Here is a 16,546-nt window from a genome sequence, read left to right on the forward strand (position 1 = left end):
CGAAGCCGGGCGCTGCGGGTCGTCACCGCTAGTCAACGAGGCGCGCGACCTCGACCATCGCCGAGGTGATCTGGGCGATCTCGGCCGGCGGGCAGATGTAGGGCGGCATCGCGTAGACCAGGTTGCGGAACGGGCGCAGCCACACGCCGCGCTCCATGGCCGCCGGGGTGGCGACGGCCAGGTCGACCGGGCGGGCGCACTCGATGACGCCGATCGCCCCGCACACCCGCACGTCGATGACGCCGGGCAGCGCCCGGGCGGGCTCGAGCCCGGCGCCCAGCCCGGCGGCGATCTCGTTGACCCGGCCGCGCCAGTCCTGGTCGAGCAGCAGCTCGACGCTGGCCACTGACACCGCGCAGGCCAGCGGATTGGCCATGAAGGTGGGCCCGTGCATGAGCGCGCCGGCCTCGCCGGTGCTGATGGTGTGCGCGATGTCGGTGCTGCACAGCGTGGCCGCCAGGGTGACGTATCCGCCGGTCAACGCCTTGCCCACGCACATGATGTCGGGGCTCACCCCGGCGTGGTCGGCCGCGAACAGCTCGCCGGTGCGGCCGAAGCCGGTGGCGATCTCGTCGAAGATCAGCAGAACATCGTGCCGGAAGCACAGCTCGCGCAGGTCGCGCAGGTAGCGGGGGTCGTGGAAGCGCATCCCGCCCGCGCCCTGCACCACCGGTTCGACGATGACGGCCGCCAGTTCGCCGGCGTGCCGGGCGAGTTGCTGCTCGAACGCCGCGCTGTAGCCGGGGTCGTAGTCGCGCGGCACCTGCGGGGCGAACACCTGGCGGGCCAGGATGTCGGTCCACAGCGAGTGCATGCCGCCGTCGGGGTCGCAGACGCTCATCGGCGTGAAGGTGTCCCCGTGGTAGCCGCCCCGCCACGTCATCAGCCGGTGCTTGCCGGGCCGGCCGCGGCCGCGCCAGTACTGCAGCGCCATCTTGACCGCTACCTCGACCGACACCGAGCCCGAGTCGCTGAAGAAAACGGTGTCCAACCCCGCCGGGGTGATGTCCACCAGCAGCTGCGCCAGCCGGGCGGCCGGTTCGTGGGTGAGCCCGCCGAACATGACATGGTTCATCACGCCCAGCTGCCTGGTCAGCGCCGCATCCAGCACGGGATGGCCGTGCCCGTGGATCGCGGTCCACCAGGAGCTCATCGCGTCGAGCGCCTGGATCGGCCGGCCGGCACGGATCAAGGTCAGCCAGGCGCCGCGCGCCGCGACGGCCACCACCGGCGCGGCGGCCTCGCCGCCGATGGTGCTGTACGGGTGCCATAGATGCGCGGCGTCGATCGCGCTGATCTGCTCGGGCGTCAGCCCGGCCCTCGCCGCAGGCATAGTGATCGAGGGTAAAGCAGCCGAGTCGCACAAAGCCCGCCCATCGGGGAGCATGGGATCCGATGGCTACGCCGCAATCGCCCGGTCACCCCGCCGCGGACGCGTCTCCGACCGCGAAAACCAATTCCCCGCTGGTCAATTACGACGACGAAGCGCCGCGGGTCATTCGAGTGCGGCTGGCCCCATGGGACGTCGTTTCCACCGTCGTGCTGTTGGCGGTGCTCGTCATCCTGGCCACCGCGACGACGTGGCCGGACCGCCTCTTCGGCTTCCTCGAGCACGTGTGCGCCGACGAGACATGCGGGCCGGTGCCCTTCGGGATCGACTATTACATCCGCCCGGTGGTGTGGGGCGGTATCGGCGCGGCGATCGCCGCCGCTGTTGTCGGCCCCCTCGTTTCCATGCTGAAGGGCTGGTACATGTCCTTCTGGCCGGTTCTGGCCCTCACGCTGGTGATGGTCAGCTCGGTCGTCGGCTCCCTGCTGACCACCTTCAGCGAACGCTATTGGCTCTAGGCGCGCCGCCGCCGCGGTCGGTCCGCCGCGCGCCCGACTGAGACCGAAATCACAACTGCGCATACGGGATTCGCGCCGCCCAGTCACCGTCCGGTCACGGTACGACAAAAAATGCCGCCGGGGCCTGGCGGCTAACCCCTTCTGTTGTCAGAGTGGTTGCAGTGACTGATGTGAATACAGGGGTGTCGTGCCCGCTGTCACATCCGCAAGTGTCATGCGGCGGCGCGGCCCCAACGTGGGGGTCCTCGCCCAGGGCATGGATCGGCGGCGGACGCGTGAAGTCACCGCGCTGAGGCCACTGAGCGCCTGAAAGGCCAAGAACAATGAAACGCATCTACGCCATCGCGATCGGTCTGGCGATGCTTGCGGCCCCGGTGGTCGCCCCCGTGGTCGCATCCGCCGACCCGGGCACCCGGCCGATGGACTACCAGCAGGTCACCGACGTGGTGATCGCGCGCGGGCTGTCGCAGCGCGGCGTGCCGTTTTCCTGGGCCGGCGGCGGCATCAACGGACCCACCCGTGGCACCGGTTCGGGCATCAACACCGTCGGGTTCGACGCCTCGGGCCTGATGCAATACGCCTACGCCGGCGCGGGCATCAAGCTGCCGCGTTCGTCCGGGGCGATGTACAGGGTCGGTCAGAAGGTTCTGCCGCAGCAGGCGCAGAAGGGTGACCTGATCTTCTACGGGCCCGAAGGCACACAGAGCGTCGCGATGTACCTGGGGAACAACCAGATGCTCGAGGTGGGTGACGTCGTCCAGGTTTCGCCGGTGCGCGCCAACGGCATGGCTCCCTATCTGGTCCGGGTCCTCGGGGTCCAGCCGGCGCCGGCCCAGCAACTGCCGCAGCAGGTGCCGACGCAAGCGCCGGCGCAGCAAGCCCCGCTGCAGCAGCCCCCTGTGCAGCAACTGCCCGCGCAGCCGGCGCCGGTGCAGCAAGCCCCCTTGCAGCAAGCGCCGCTGCAGCAACTGCCCGCCCAGCAGCAGGCCCCGCTGCCGCAGGCTCCGGCCCAGCCAGCGCCGGTGCAGCCGGCGCCGGTGCAGCAAGCGCCGTTGCAGCAGCAGTCCGCGCAGGCCCCGGTGCAGCAAGCGCCGCTGCAGCGACTCCCGGCGCAGCAGGCGCCGCTGGCCCCGCTCCCGCAGCTGCCGACGCAGCAAGTGCCGCCGCAACAGGCCCCGGTGCAGCTGTTGCCGCCCCAGCAATCGCCGTTCCTGCCCCCGGCCGCCGGCCCCGCCCGGTAATTTCCCGGGGCTTCCGGGACTATCGATCGCCGCCACCTGCTCCTAAACGGGAGCGGGTGGCGGTTTTCGGTAAATTAGCGGTCGATCATGTCGACCCTGTCCCCGCCTCCCCTTCCGATCGCGACCGAGGAAACGGTCGCCACGGGAACGCGTAATGCGGGGTTCTACCGCTACGACCTCGACGGGTTGCGGGGTATCGCGATCGCGCTGGTCGCCGTGTTCCATGTGTGGTTCGGCCGCGTCTCCGGCGGTGTCGACGTGTTCTTGGCGCTGTCCGGATTCTTCTTCGGCGGCAAAATCATTCGCGCGGCGCTCAATCCGGCCGTCACCCTGTCGCCGGTTGCCGAGGTGATCCGGCTCGTCCGCCGCCTGGTCCCCGCTCTGGTCGTGGTGCTGGCCGGGTGCGCGGTGCTGACCATCCTCGTGCAACCGGAGACCCGCTGGGAGACCTTCGCCGACCAAAGCCTCGCCAGCCTCGGCTATTACCAGAACTGGGAGCTGGCCAACACCGCCTCCGACTACCTGCGCGCGGGCGAGGCCGTCAGCCCCCTGCAGCACATCTGGTCCATGTCGGTGCAGGGCCAGTTCTACGTCGGCTTCCTGCTGTTGATCGCCGGCTGTGCATACTTCTTCCGGCGTCCGTTGGGCGCCCACCTGCGCACCCTTTTCCTGGTGTCGCTGACGGCGCTGACGGTGGCGTCGTTCGTGTACGCGATCGTGGCGCATCAGGACGACCAGGCCGCCGCCTACTACAACAGCTTCGGGCGCGCCTGGGAGTTGTTACTCGGGGCGCTGGTCGGCGCGGTGGTGCCGGCCATCCGCTGGCCGATGTGGCTGCGGACGGTGTTGGCCACCGTCGCGCTCGGGGCGATCGTGTCCTGCGGCGCCCTGATCGACGGCGTGAAGGAGTTTCCCGGCCCGTGGGCCCTGGTGCCCGTCGGGGCCACCATGCTGATGATCCTGGCCGGGGCGAACCTGCAGCGTGATCCCAGGGACCGGCTGCCGCTGCCGAATCGCCTGCTGGCGGCCGGGCCGCTCGTCGCGTTGGGCGCGATGGCGTACTCCCTGTACCTGTGGCACTGGCCGCTGCTGATCTTCTGGCTGTCCTTCACCGGGCACCGGCACGCCAGTTTCGTCGAAGGCACGGCCGTGCTGCTGGTGTCGGGCCTGCTCGCCTACCTGACCACCCGGCTCGTCGAGGACCCCCTGCGCTACCGCGCCTCCGGGAAATCACCGGCGCCCGCACCCGCGTGGCTGGCGCGCCTGCCCAGGCCCACGATGGCGCTGGGAACCGCGATCGTGCTGCTCGGCGTGACGCTGACGGCGACGTCGTTCACATGGCGCCAGCACGTCACCGTCCTGCGCGCCGCGGGCAAGGAGCTCAGCGTGCTCAACCCGCAGGACTATCCGGGGGCGCGCGCCCTGACCGAACGGGTGCGGGTGCCGGCGTTGCCGATGCGGCCCAGCGTGCTGGAGGTCAAAGAAGACCTGCCGTCCTCCACCCGCGACGGTTGCATCAGCGACTTCGTCAACCCGGCCGTGGTCGTTTGCACCTACGGCGACGTGGCCGCCGACCGCACCATCGCGCTGGCGGGTGGGTCCCATGCCGAACACTGGCTGCCCGCGCTGAGCCTGCTCGGCCAGCTGCACCACTTCAAGGTGGTGACCTACCTCAAGATGGGCTGCCCGTTGTCCACCGAGGAAGTGCCGCTGATCATGGGCAACAACGCCGCCTACCCGCAGTGCCGGGAGTGGGTGGAACAGACGATGACCAAGGTCATTGCCGACCATCCCGATTACGTGTTCACCACGACCACCCGGCCGTGGAACATCAAGCCCGGCGACGTGATGCCGGCGACCTACATCGGGATCTGGCAGAGGTTCTCCGACAACAACATTCCGATCCTCGGCATGCGGGACACCCCGTGGCTGGTGAAGAACGGCCAGCCGTTCGACCCGGCGGATTGCCTCGCCAAAAAGGGCGGCAACCCCCAATCGTGCGCGATCAAGCGTTCCGACGTGTTGTCCGACCACAATCAGACCCTCGACTTCGTCACCCAGTTCCCGCTGCTGAAGGTGCTCGACATGTCCGACGCGATCTGCCGTGCCGACGTGTGCCGCCCCGTCGAGGGAAACGTGCTGATCTACCACGGCGCCCACCACCTCACCCCCACTTACGTGCGAACCACGGCAGGGGAATTGGGCCGCCAGATCGCGGCCAACACCGGTTGGTGGTGACGCGCCCCCACGCCCCCGAGCGCGGATAAGGTCAGAAGGTGCCGACCGACAAATACGCTTCAGAAACAGGCGTTACTGGTAACCAACAGCCGAAACTGGCCACCGTGTGGCCGGGGACCCCCTATCCGCTCGGAGCTTCCTATGACGGCGCGGGGACCAACTTCTCGTTGTTCTCCGAGATAGCCGAGAGGGTCGAGTTGTGTCTGATCGACCATGCCGGAGCGGAGTCGCGGATCCCCCTCGACGAGGTTGACGGCTTTGTCTGGCATGCCTATCTGCCGAACATCACCCCCGGCCAGCGCTACGGCTTCCGGGTGTACGGGCCCTTCGATCCGTCGGCCGGCCACCGGTGCGACCCGAGCAAGCTGCTGCTCGACCCGTACGGCAAGGCCTTCCACGGCGACTTCACCTTCGACCAGGCGCTGTTCTCCTACGACCTCAACGCGGTCCACCCCGACGACCCCAATGCCGATGACGCCGACCCCGGGACTCCCCCGATGGTCGACTCGCTCGGCCACACCATGACCAGCGTGGTGAGCAATCCCTTCTTCGACTGGGGCTCCGACCGGCCGCCGCTCACCCCCTACCACGAAACGGTGATCTACGAGGCCCACGTGAAGGGCATGACGCGGACCCACTCGGGCATCCCCGAGGAGCTTCGCGGCACCTACGCCGGCCTGGCACATCCCCTGGTCATCGATCACCTCAAGTCGCTCAACGTCACCGCGCTGGAGCTCATGCCGGTGCACCAGTTCATGCACGACTCGCGGCTGCTGGACCTGGGCCTGCGAAACTACTGGGGCTACAACACTTTCGGGTATTTCGCGCCGCACAACCAATACGCGTCCAACCGCAACGCCAGCGTCGCAGAGTTCAAATCCATGGTGCGCAGCTTCCACGAAGCCAACATCGAGGTCATCCTCGACGTGGTGTACAACCACACCGCCGAGGGCAACCACCTGGGGCCGACCATCAACTTCCGCGGCATCGACAACGCGGCGTACTACCGGCTCGTGGACACGGACCTGCGGTTGTACAAGGACTACACCGGCACCGGCAACAGCCTCAACCCGCGCCACCCGCACGTGCTGCAACTCATCATGGATTCGCTGCGCTACTGGGTGACCGAGATGCACGTCGACGGCTTCCGCTTCGATCTGGCGGCCACACTCGCACGCGAGCTGCACGACGTCGACCGATTGAGCGCGTTCTTCGATTTGGTGCAGCAGGATCCGATCGTCAGCCAGGTCAAATTGATCGCCGAACCGTGGGACGTCGGCGAGGGCGGCTATCAGGTGGGAAATTTCCCGGGTTTGTGGACCGAGTGGAACGGGAAGTATCGCGATACTGTGCGTGACTACTGGCGGGGCGAGCCCGCAACCCTTGGCGAGTTCGCGTCCCGGCTGACCGGGTCGTCGGACCTGTACGAGGCGACCGGCCGGCGCCCCAGCGCCAGCATCAACTTCGTCACCGCCCACGACGGGTTCACGCTCAACGACCTGGTCTCCTACAACGAGAAGCACAACCTCGCCAACGGCGAAGACAACCGGGACGGCGAAAGCCACAACCGCTCGTGGAACTGCGGCGTCGAGGGACCCACCGACGACCCGGAGATCATGGAGCTGCGCTGCCGCCAGATGCGCAACTTCTGGGCGACCCTGATGCTCAGCCAGGGCACGCCGATGATCGCGCACGGCGACGAGCTTGGGCGGACCCAGGACGGCAACAACAACGTCTACTGCCAGGACTCCGAATTGTCTTGGATGGATTGGTCGTTGGCGGACAAGAATTCGGACCTGCTGGCGTTCGCGCGCAAGGTGAGCACGCTGCGCAAGCACCATCCGGTGTTCCGCCGGCGCCGGTTCTTCGAGGGTGAGCCGATCCGAACCGGCGAGGAAGTGCGCGACATCGCCTGGCTGAATCCGAGTAGCCGCGAAATGACGCACGAGGATTGGGACGAGAGCATTCACAAGTGTGTGGCGGTGTTCCTCAACGGTGAGGCCATCACGGCACCCAACGCACGCGGCGAACGGGTCGTCGACGACTCATTCCTGTTGTGCTTCAACGCCGGCGAAGAACCCGTGGAGTTCGTGATGCCGAACGACGACTATGCGCAGGAGTGGACCGTGGAATTGGACACCAACCATCCGGGCGGTGACGCCGATCAGCTGGTGAAACCCGAAGAGAAAGTCTCGCTGCCCGGACGTTCGCTCCTGGTATTACGTAAGACCTTCTGACGCATGGCCTTTCCCATACTGTCGACCTACCGGCTGCAGCTGCGTGGTGAGGCCAGCGGGTTCGCGTTCACCTTCGCCGACGCGGAAAACCTACTGGACTACCTGGACGAACTCGGGGTGTCGCACCTCTATCTGTCGCCGATCATGACCGCTGCCGCCGGCTCGAACCACGGCTACGACGTCACCGACCCGACGACGGTCTCGCCCGAACTCGGCGGCCGGGACGGGCTGGCGCGGCTGTCCACGGCGGCGCGAGAGCGCGGCATCGGCCTGATCGTCGACATCGTGCCCAATCACGTGGGGATCGACCAGCCCCAACAGAACGCGTGGTGGTGGGACGTCTTGCGGCACGGCCGTTCCTCGGACTACGCAACATATTTCGACGTCGACTGGGACCTCGACGAGGGCGGCCGGATCGTGCTGCCCATCCTGGGTTCCGACGACGACGCCACCGACCTCAAGGTCGACGGGGACCTGCTCCGGTTGGGCGACCTGGCGCTGCCCATCGCGCCCGGTACCGGCGAGGGCACCGGGCCCGAGGTGCACGACCGCCAGCATTACCGGCTGGTGGGCTGGCGCAACGGCGTCTGCGGCTACCGGCGTTTCTTCTCGATCACGTCGTTGGCCGGACTGCGCCAGGAAGATCGCGCGGTGTTCGACGCCACCCACGTCGAGGTGGCCCGGTGGGCCGCCGAGGGACTCGTCGACGGCGTGCGCATCGACCACCCCGACGGATTGTCAGACCCCTGCGGCTATTTGGCGTGGCTGCGCGAAGCGGTTGGACCGCAGACGTGGATCGTGATCGAGAAGATCCTCGCGGTCGACGAGGCGCTGGAACCCACCCTGCCCATCGGCGGCACCACCGGCTACGACGTGCTGCGGGAGATCGGCGGCGTCTTCGTCGACCCGAGTGGCGCCCCCGCCCTGACCGAGCTGGTCGAGTCGGCGGGGCTGGACTACGGGGCGGCGCCGGAGATGTTGGCGGAACTCAAGGTCCGCGCGGCCACCGACACGTTGGCGAGCGAGCTGCGCCGGCTGCGCCGTAGCATCGTGGCGGCGTCCGGCGCCGATCATCCGCAGCTGCCCGAAGCGGTCGCCGCGCTGCTCACCCATATCGGCGTCTACCGCTGCGATTATCCGGGGCTGTCGGCGATCATGCCCACCGCGCTGGCCGAAACCCAGGCGCACTCACCGGAATTGGGCCCCGCGCTGCAGGTGCTCGCCGCGGCACTGGCCCGCGGCGGCGAGCCGGTCACCCGCCTGCAGCAACTCTGCGGCGCGGTCACGGCCAAATCCGTCGAGGACTGCTACTTCTACCGCGACGCCCGGCTGGTGTCGCTCAACGAGGTGGGTGGCGAACCGCATCGTTTCGGTGTCGGCGCGGCAGAGTTCCACCAGAGCGCGGCCGACCGTGCCCGCTTGTGGCCGCAGACGATGACGACGCTGACCACCCACGACACCAAACGGGGTGAGGACGTGCGGGCCCGGATCGGGGTGCTCTCGCAGGTCCCGTCGCTGTGGGCCGAGTTCGTCGCCCGCTGGGAGGCCGACGCGCCCTCCCCTGACCGGGCGACCGGACAGTTATTGTGGCAGAACATCTTCGGCGTCTGGCCGGTCAGTGGCGAGGTCGGCCCGGAGCTGCGCGAGCGGCTGCACGGCTACGCCGAGAAGGCCATCCGGGAAGCGGCCTGGCATACCTCGTGGAACGATCCGGACGCCGAGTTCGAGGACGCGGTGCACCGGTGGCTGGACACCGTGTTCGACGGCCCGGTGGCCGGCCAGCTGACCAAACTGGTCACCCAGCTCAACCCGCACGCCGCCAGCGACGCGCTGGGCCAGAAGCTCCTGGCCCTGACGGTGCCCGGGATACCGGACGTCTACCAGGGCACCGAACTCTGGGACGACAGCCTCGTCGACCCGGACAACCGCAGGGCCGTCGACTACACCGCCCGGCGGGCCGCCCTGAAGGCGTTGGAACACCCCAAGATTCGGGTCGTCACCACGGCGCTTCGGGTGCGACGCTCCCATCCGGACAGCTTCGTGCGCGGCAACTACGTCCCCGTGCTGGCCAGCGGTGACGCCAGCGAGCATGTGCTGGCGTTCCGCCGGGGTGACGACGTCCTGGTCGCGGTCACCCGCTGGACCGTGCGGCTGACCGAAACCGGCTGGGGCAACACGGTGCTGCCGCTGCCCGAAGGGACGTGGAAGGACGCGCTCACCGGGGCCATCGCGGAGGGGCCGACCTCGGCGGCGCAATTGTTCGCCGACCTGCCCGTCGTCTTGCTGGAGCGTCACCATGACTGAATTCCGGGTCTGGGCGCCCAAACCGGAGCTGGTCCGGCTCGACGTCGAGGGCCGGGTGCACGCGATGACGCGCGCGGATGACGGCTGGTGGCACGCGAACGTCGACGCGGCGCCGGACGCCCGCTACGGGTTCCTGCTCGACGACGATCCCACCGTGTTGCCCGACCCGCGCTCGCCCCGGCAGCCCGACGGCGTGCACGCCCGCTCACAGCTGTGGGACCCGGCCGGCGCTCGTTGGACCGACGGCGACTGGCAGGGCAGGCCGGTCGAGGGCGCGGTGATCTACGAGATGCACCTGGGCACCTTCACCGGTGCCGGCACCTTCGACTCCGCCATCAAGAAGCTCGACTACCTGGTGGACCTCGGGGTCGACTTCGTCGAGCTGATGCCGGTGAATTCCTTTGCCGGAACGCACGGCTGGGGATACGACGGCGTGCTCTGGTACAGCGTGCACGAGCCCTACGGCGGCCCCGACGGTTTGGTCCGGTTGGTCGACGCCTGCCACGCGCGCGGCCTGGGGGTGCTCATCGACGCGGTGTTCAACCACCTCGGCCCGTCGGGCAACTACCTGCCCAAGTTCGGCCCCTACCTGTCGTCGGCGAGCAACCCGTGGGGCGAAGGCATCAACATCGCCGATGCCGACTCCGATGAGGTGCGCCGCTACATCATCGGGTGCGCGCTGCGCTGGATGCGTGACTTCCACGCCGACGGCCTGCGCCTGGACGCCGTGCACGCGCTGGTGGACACCACCGCCTTCCACATCCTCGAGGAGCTGGCTACCGAAACGGACTGGCTGGCAAACCAATTGGGCCGCCCGCTGTCACTGATCGCCGAAAGCGACCTCAACGACCCGCGGTTGATCACCCCGCGCGACCGCGGCGGTTACGGGCTGACGGCGCAGTGGGCCGACGACATCCACCACGCCATCCACACCGCGGTGTCCGGTGAACGCCAGGGGTACTACGCGGACTTCGGGTCGCTGGCCAGCCTCGCCCAGACGCTGCGGCACGGCTACTTTCACGCCGCCACCTATTCGTCGTTCCGGCGCCGCCGGCACGGGCGGCCGCTGGACACGGGTTCCGTTCCCGCCACCCGGCTGGTCGCTTACACCTGCACCCATGACCAGGTGGGCAACCGGGCCCTCGGGGACCGCCCGTCGCAGAACCTGACCGGCGGCCAGCTCGCGATCAAGGCGGCGCTGGTGCTCGGGACACCCTTCACCGCAATGCTTTTCATGGGTGAGGAGTACGCGGCGTCCACCCCATTCCAGTTCTTCAGCTCGCATCCCGAGCCGGAGCTGGCCAAGGCCACCGCGGAAGGTCGCAAGGCGGAGTTCGCCGAACACGGCTGGGACGCCGACGAAATTCCCGACCCGCAAGACCCGCAGACGTTCCAGCGCTCGAAACTCAACTGGGACGAGGTCGACTCCGGCGAACACGGCCGATTGCACCGGCTCTACCGCGACCTGATCGCGTTGCGGCACAGCGACCCCGACCTGGCCGACCCCTGGCTGGACCACCTCGCGGTCGACTACGACGAGGCGCAACGCTGGATCAGCGTGTCGCGCGGCCGGCTGCGAATCGTGTGCAACCTCGACGCCGAGGCGACAAAGGTGCCCGTCACCGGCGACGTGGTGCTGGCCTGGGGTGATCCCGCGGTCGATGCCGATAGCACGGTGCTGGAAGGCCATTCGTTCGCCATCCTGGCGGTGCGCGAACGGGCGTAAGCCTGTGGATGACGGTGCGCGGCCGGCCGCGCGACCGCCGATGATTCGCCCATGAATCAATCCCTAAGCCGGTGGATCGGCTTGCTGAGGAAGAAGAAGCCGGTACCGGCACCGCTCGTCGTAGTCAACGAAACGCCACCGGAGCGCAGCGTGGCGCTGTTGTGGACGGGCCCGGGTATGGGAAGCGTTAGCGGCGAGGGTCGTTGACGCCCGGCTAGACGCTGGGGCGGCCCGAGCCGTGCACCGCCTCGGCGATCGCGTCCGCCAGCGGGTCGATCTCGTCGGCGCGTAGGTCGGCGATGGTGACCCGGATGCCCGCCGGCGTGCGGATCCGGAACCGCGTGCCCGGCGCCGCCGCCCAGCCCGCGCGGAGCAGCCGGGTGATCGCGACCGTCTCGTCGGGCACGGGAATCCATACGTTGAGTCCGGAGCGCGCGTGGGCGGCGACGTCACGCTCGGCGAGGGCGGCGCGGAGCCGCCGGCGGGTGTCGGCGTATTGCCGCTCGGCCGTGCCGACGAGGCGCGCGGCCCCCTGGTCCGACCACAGGCTGACGGCCAGGTCTTGCAGCAGGTGGCTCACCCAGCCCGGACCGAGCCGCAGCCGGCCGTGCACGCGCTCGACGGTGCGATGGTCACCCGCGAGGACGGCCACCCGCAGGTCGGGTCCGTAGGCCTTGGAGGCGGATCGCACGAACGCCCAATGGTCGGTCACGCCGGCCAACGAGTGCAGCGGCGCGCCGGAGATGCCCGCGCAGTGATCGTCTTCGACGAGCAGCACATCGCCGGCCCGCTGCGCCAACAGTGGCCGCAACGCTTCGGCGCGATCAGCGGATAGCGCCGCACCCGTAGGGTTTTGGGCGCGATTGGTGATGATCAGCCCACGCACGCCGCGGTCCAGGGCCCGCGCCAGGTCGTCGGCCAGCGGCCCGTCGTCGTCGACCCGGACCGGCTCGGCCGAAAGGCCCAGGGCGGCAAGCAGATCGAGCACGTTGGCCCAGCCTGGGTCCTCCACCGCGACCCGGTCACCGGGACGCAGATGCGCAGTCAGGACGCGCTCGATTCCATCGAGCGCACCGCTCGTCACCGCGAGGTGATCGGACGGTACACCGTCGGCGAAGAGCGCCGCCCGCGCGAACTCCGCCAGGGCCGCCGACATGGCCGGCTCGCCATACAGCACCGGGCGGCCGGCAACCGGATTGGGCAGCGTGGCGCCCGCGAGGGGCAGCAGGGCGGGGTCCGGGTTGCCGGTCGACAGGTCACGCACGCCGGCGGGGACGTCGAGCGCCAGCAGGGATCGGGGGGTGGTCGCCGGGCGGTGCCGCACCCGGGTACCGCGCCGGCCGGCGGTCTCCACGGCCCCGCGATGCCGCAGCAGGCGGTAGGCCGCGGCGGCGGTGTTGGCGTTCACGCCGAGCTGGGCGGCCAGGTCGCGCACCGGCGGCAGCGCATCACCGGGCGCCAGGGAGCCCGCCGAGATGGCGGCTTCGATGCTGGCGGCTATGGACTCCGCGCCCGTCCCGGTTATGCTGCTTTGTACTGGCACACTAATCATTATGTACTAGAACAAAGGTCTACGCTATGCAAACCGAATACCAGCCGACCCCGCGCACCACGCCCACCCGCTACCGGGAGCGGGCGCGCTACGACCGCGAAACCGTGCACCAGATCCTGGACGAGGCGCTGATCTGCCACCTGGGCTACCTCAGCGCCGGCCGGCCGGTGGTTCTGCCCACCACGCACGCCCGCCTGGGCGAGATGCTCTACCTGCACGGTTCCACCGGCAGCGGTCCCGTGCTGGCGGCCCGGGCGGCGCCGGCCGGTCTGCCGGTGTGCGTCACCGTCACGCTGGTCGACGGGCTGGTGCTGGCCCGTGCCGCCATGCACCATTCGGTGAACTTCCGCTCCGTCGTCGTGCTGGGCTCCGCGCGTGTCGTCGACGACGAGGCGGAGAAACTGCGGGCGCTCGCCGGCCTGCTCGATCACCTAGCGTCCGGGCGCGCCGCCGATTGCCGAGCCCCGAACGCGCGCGAGCTGGCCGCCACCGGGGTACTCGCGCTAGACCTCGTGGAGGTATCGGCCAAGGTGCGCACCGGCGCCCCGGTGGACGATCCGGAGGATTGCGCACTGCCGCACTGGGCGGGGGTGGTGCCGCTGAGCGTGACGGCCGGGACGCCGGTGCCGGCCGGGGATCTGGATCCCGCGATGGCGCTGCCGCCGTACCTCAGCAAGCGCCGAGCCTGAGCCGCGGCTGGTCAGAGCTCGGGTTGTCGGGCGCCCGCCCGGCCGCGTGCGCGCCGCGTGTTGTCCCACCAGGTTCCGACGAGCATGACGGTGCCGGCCCAGGCCATGCCCAGCATCCAGCCAGAGAGCACATCGCTGAGGTAATGGACCCCCAGATAGACACGCGAGAATCCGATCAGGAACGCGGCCGCGATCGCAATGGTCCATACCAGCACGCGAGCGGTCCACCAGAGGATCAGCCAGCGGGTCAGGATCCACGCGGAGATGACCATTATCGCCGCGGTGCCGGTCGCGTGTCCCGAGGGAAACGAGTACCCGTCCGCGTCGATGAGGGCGAAAGGAAGGGGCGGGCGTTGTCGACCCACCAAGGCTTTGGCGGTGAAGAGCACCAGCGGAACCGCACCGCCACCAACCAGAGCAAGCACCACCGGCCGCCATGACCTGCACCGCCAACCGGCGGCAACGGAAATCGGGAAGGCGAGTGCGGCCAGAAAAAGCGGTCCGCCCGCGACGGTGATCGCCCGCAGAGCAGCCGTCAGCCACAGGTCACGGTGGGCCGCAAGCCACTGAGTCACCGGTTGGTCGATCCCGGCGATGCCGTCGCCCTCGAGCACATCCTCGAGCACTTCGGTGAAGCCGACCGCCAGCGCCACCACCGCGACTAGCCCGAGAACCAATGCGACAACGGCGACTTCGCCCGCGGGCCACCGACGGGCCAGCGACCACCCCCTGTCGCTGATCCAGTCGCGGACCCGCGTCAGCGCTTTGCCGATCACGGCCGAGTTGGACACCCGCTCCCCGAGCATCCGTAACCGGGGTCCGTGGCGAGCGATCCAAAGTGCCGCCCACCCAAGCAATAGGAGCGACGCTATGACGCCCGCGCTGACCAGGCCGAACCCGCCAGTGCCGGGTCCATACTGCGAGTCATGCATCGCGGCGCTGGTTTAGAACAGCAGGTAGCGGTAGGCCGGTGAGCCGGGCTCCAGGCGTTCGACGTGTAGCTCCGTCGCCAGCATCCGCGCCAGCAGGCCGTCCAGATCCGCCGACGACGCCAGCTGGATGCCCACCAGCGCCTCGCCGGTCTCGCGGTTGTTGCGCTTGATGTACTCGAACAGGGTGATGTCGTCGTCGGGCCCCAGCACCTCGTCGAGGAACCGGCGCAACGCACCGGGCTCCTGCGGGAAGTCCACCAGGAAGTAGTGCTTGAGGCCGAGGTGGACCAGCGAGCGCTCCAGCACCTCGCCGTAGCGCGACACGTCGTTGTTGCCGCCCGAGATGAGGCACACCACCGTGGAACCGGGCTCGACGTCGGCCTCCAGCAGCCCCGCGACCGACAGCGCGCCCGCAGGCTCGGCGATGATGCCCTCGTTCTGATAGAGGTCCAGCATCGCGGTGCACACCGCTCCCTCGTCGATCGTGGTGATCGACACCATGTCGCCGGCGGCGGCCAGCGCGGCGTAGGTCAGGGTGCCCGCGCGGCGCACCGCCGCGCCGTCGACGAACTGGTCGACGTGGTCCAATGTCACGGGCGCGCCGGCGGCCAGTGCGGCCATCATCGCCGCGGCCCCGGCCGGTTCGACGCCCAGCACCGACGTGTTCGTCGTCCGCTCGGCCAGGTAGGTGGTGATGCCGGCGATGCAGCCGCCACCGCCCACGGGGACCACCACCAGGTCCGGCTCGTCATCCAATTGGTCCAGCACCTCGACGGCGATGGTGCCCTGACCGGCCATGGTGCGGGGGTCGTCATAGGGCGGCACCAGCGTGGCGCCGGTGCGTTCGACGTCGGCCAGCGCGGCGTCGGCGGCCAGGTCATAGGTGGTTCCGCCCACGATGAGCTCGATGAAATCACCGCCGTGGTAGCGGATGCGGTCCCGCTTTTGCTGGGGAGTCTTGGCGGGCACGTAGACGCGGCCGTGCACCCCCAGCGTCCGGCACGCGTAGGCGAAGCCCTGCGCGTGATTGCCCGCCGACGAGCACACCACGCCCGCGGCCAGCTCCTCGTCGGACAACTGCACCAGCAGGTTGTAGGCCCCGCGCAGCTTGTAGGAGCGCACCACCTGCAGGTCTTCGCGCTTGAGGTAGACGTGCGCGCCGGTGATTGCCGACAACCGGTCGCTGTACTGCAACGGGGTCGGCGTGACCACCGCGGCGATCCGCTTGGCCGCGCCGTCGATGTCAGCCGCGCACAGCGGCGCGACGCTCGGGCTATGGCTCAATTCGGCGGACACTGATCAATGGTGCCATGCCAGCCGATCAACTCCGGAATTCAGCCGACCGGGCTCAGCACGAACACCGGGATCTGGCGGTCCGTTTTCTTCTGGTATTCGGCGTAGTCCGGCCAGGCCTCGACGGCGCGCTCCCACCAGACCGCCTTCTCGTCACCGAACACCTCGCGGGCGTCGTATTCGCGGGTGGTGCCGCCGTCCTGCAGCTCGACCCGGGGGTTCTTGACGATGTTGTGGTACCAGACGGGGTGCTTCGGGGCCCCGCCGAGTGAGGCGACGATGGCGTACTCGCCGTCGTGCTCGACCCGCATCAGCGGGGTCTTGCGCAGCTTGCCCGTCTTGGCCCCGACTGTGGTCAGCACGATGATGGGTTTCCCCTTCATGTCGGTGGCTTCGGTCCCGCCCGACTGCTCGTACTTCTCGGCCTGTTCGCGGGCCCAGTCCCATGGGCTCGGTGCGTACTCCCCTGAAAGTGGCATGGCACCA

General features: G+C 69.0%; 11 protein-coding genes and 1 pseudogene. 7 read left to right on the forward strand and 5 right to left on the reverse strand.

Annotated elements, in window-relative coordinates; genetic code table 11:
- Positions 1 to 28 precede the first annotated feature (28 nt).
- Positions 29 to 1,333 (reverse strand): adenosylmethionine--8-amino-7-oxononanoate transaminase, encoded by a 1,305-nt coding sequence (locus A5781_RS09520; RefSeq protein WP_067204063.1) that lies wholly within the window; start codon positions 1,331 to 1,333, stop codon positions 29 to 31.
- 62 nt (positions 1,334 to 1,395) lie between these two features.
- Here A5781_RS09520 and A5781_RS09525 point away from each other — a divergent pair, with 62 nt between their 5' ends.
- The 6 genes and pseudogenes from A5781_RS09525 (at position 1,396) to treZ (ending at position 11,594) form a co-directional block, all read left to right on the forward strand.
- Positions 1,396 to 1,848 (forward strand): hypothetical protein, encoded by a 453-nt coding sequence (locus tag A5781_RS09525; RefSeq protein WP_067204066.1) that lies wholly within the window; start codon positions 1,396 to 1,398, stop codon positions 1,846 to 1,848.
- 323 nt (positions 1,849 to 2,171) lie between these two features.
- A pseudogene (ripD, locus tag A5781_RS09530) lies at positions 2,172 to 2,828 on the forward strand (NlpC/P60 family peptidoglycan-binding protein RipD); the annotation flags it as partial.
- 348 nt (positions 2,829 to 3,176) lie between these two features.
- A complete protein-coding gene (locus A5781_RS09535) occupies positions 3,177 to 5,327 on the forward strand; it encodes an acyltransferase family protein (RefSeq protein WP_067204073.1) in 2,151 nt (716 codons plus the stop codon).
- A gap of 38 nt (positions 5,328 to 5,365) precedes the next feature.
- Positions 5,366 to 7,564 (forward strand): glycogen debranching protein GlgX, encoded by a 2,199-nt coding sequence (gene glgX / locus A5781_RS09540; protein ID WP_067204076.1) that lies wholly within the window; start codon positions 5,366 to 5,368, stop codon positions 7,562 to 7,564.
- 3 nt (positions 7,565 to 7,567) lie between these two features.
- Positions 7,568 to 9,868, forward strand: coding sequence for a malto-oligosyltrehalose synthase (treY, locus tag A5781_RS09545; RefSeq protein ID WP_067204079.1), 2,301 nt, complete (start codon positions 7,568 to 7,570; stop codon positions 9,866 to 9,868).
- On the forward strand, positions 9,861 to 11,594 hold the full coding sequence (gene treZ, locus A5781_RS09550; RefSeq protein ID WP_067204083.1) for a malto-oligosyltrehalose trehalohydrolase: 1,734 nt from the start codon (positions 9,861 to 9,863) through the stop codon (positions 11,592 to 11,594). Before treY ends, treZ begins: the two co-directional genes overlap by 8 nt.
- A gap of 214 nt (positions 11,595 to 11,808) precedes the next feature.
- On the opposite strand, the gene A5781_RS09555 is transcribed toward treZ, so the two are convergent.
- Positions 11,809 to 13,137: an aminotransferase class I/II-fold pyridoxal phosphate-dependent enzyme gene (locus A5781_RS09555; protein WP_067204086.1), complete on the reverse strand. Its 1,329-nt coding sequence runs from the start codon at positions 13,135 to 13,137 to the stop codon at positions 11,809 to 11,811.
- A gap of 35 nt (positions 13,138 to 13,172) precedes the next feature.
- Here A5781_RS09555 and A5781_RS09560 point away from each other — a divergent pair, with 35 nt between their 5' ends.
- Positions 13,173 to 13,835 (forward strand): pyridoxamine 5'-phosphate oxidase family protein, encoded by a 663-nt coding sequence (locus tag A5781_RS09560; RefSeq protein WP_067204089.1) that lies wholly within the window; start codon positions 13,173 to 13,175, stop codon positions 13,833 to 13,835.
- A gap of 11 nt (positions 13,836 to 13,846) precedes the next feature.
- On the opposite strand, the gene A5781_RS09565 is transcribed toward A5781_RS09560, so the two are convergent.
- The 3 genes from A5781_RS09565 to A5781_RS09575 are packed head-to-tail and all read right to left on the reverse strand — an operon-like array spanning position 13,847 to position 16,539.
- Positions 13,847 to 14,767, reverse strand: a complete 921-nt coding sequence (locus A5781_RS09565) for a phosphatase PAP2 family protein (protein ID WP_067204092.1) — start codon at positions 14,765 to 14,767, stop codon at positions 13,847 to 13,849.
- Between the two features lie 12 nt (positions 14,768 to 14,779).
- Positions 14,780 to 16,063 (reverse strand): threonine ammonia-lyase, encoded by a 1,284-nt coding sequence (gene ilvA / locus A5781_RS09570; protein ID WP_067204095.1) that lies wholly within the window; start codon positions 16,061 to 16,063, stop codon positions 14,780 to 14,782.
- Positions 16,064 to 16,101: 38 nt separating this feature from the next.
- On the reverse strand, positions 16,102 to 16,539 hold the full coding sequence (locus tag A5781_RS09575) for a nitroreductase family deazaflavin-dependent oxidoreductase (RefSeq protein WP_067204098.1): 438 nt from the start codon (positions 16,537 to 16,539) through the stop codon (positions 16,102 to 16,104).
- Positions 16,540 to 16,546 lie beyond the last annotated feature (7 nt).

It is taken from the genome of Mycobacterium sp. 852002-30065_SCH5024008, from assembly GCF_001665645.1.
GTDB classification, from domain to species: domain Bacteria; phylum Actinomycetota; class Actinomycetes; order Mycobacteriales; family Mycobacteriaceae; genus Mycobacterium; species Mycobacterium paraffinicum.

Coding starts and splice junctions, on each gene's coding strand:
- A5781_RS09560 (WP_067204089.1), top strand. CDS start 13,173: ATGCAAACCGAATACCAGCCGACCCCGCGCACCACGCCCACCCGCTAC.
- treZ (WP_067204083.1), top strand. CDS start 9,861: ATGACTGAATTCCGGGTCTGGGCGCCCAAACCGGAGCTGGTCCGGCTC.
- A5781_RS09520 (WP_067204063.1), bottom strand. CDS start 1,333: ATGCCTGCGGCGAGGGCCGGGCTGACGCCCGAGCAGATCAGCGCGATC.
- treY (WP_067204079.1), top strand. CDS start 7,568: ATGGCCTTTCCCATACTGTCGACCTACCGGCTGCAGCTGCGTGGTGAG.
- A5781_RS09565 (WP_067204092.1), bottom strand. CDS start 14,767: ATGCATGACTCGCAGTATGGACCCGGCACTGGCGGGTTCGGCCTGGTC.
- A5781_RS09535 (WP_067204073.1), top strand. CDS start 3,177: ATGTCGACCCTGTCCCCGCCTCCCCTTCCGATCGCGACCGAGGAAACG.
- A5781_RS09525 (WP_067204066.1), top strand. CDS start 1,396: ATGGCTACGCCGCAATCGCCCGGTCACCCCGCCGCGGACGCGTCTCCG.
- A5781_RS09575 (WP_067204098.1), bottom strand. CDS start 16,539: ATGCCACTTTCAGGGGAGTACGCACCGAGCCCATGGGACTGGGCCCGC.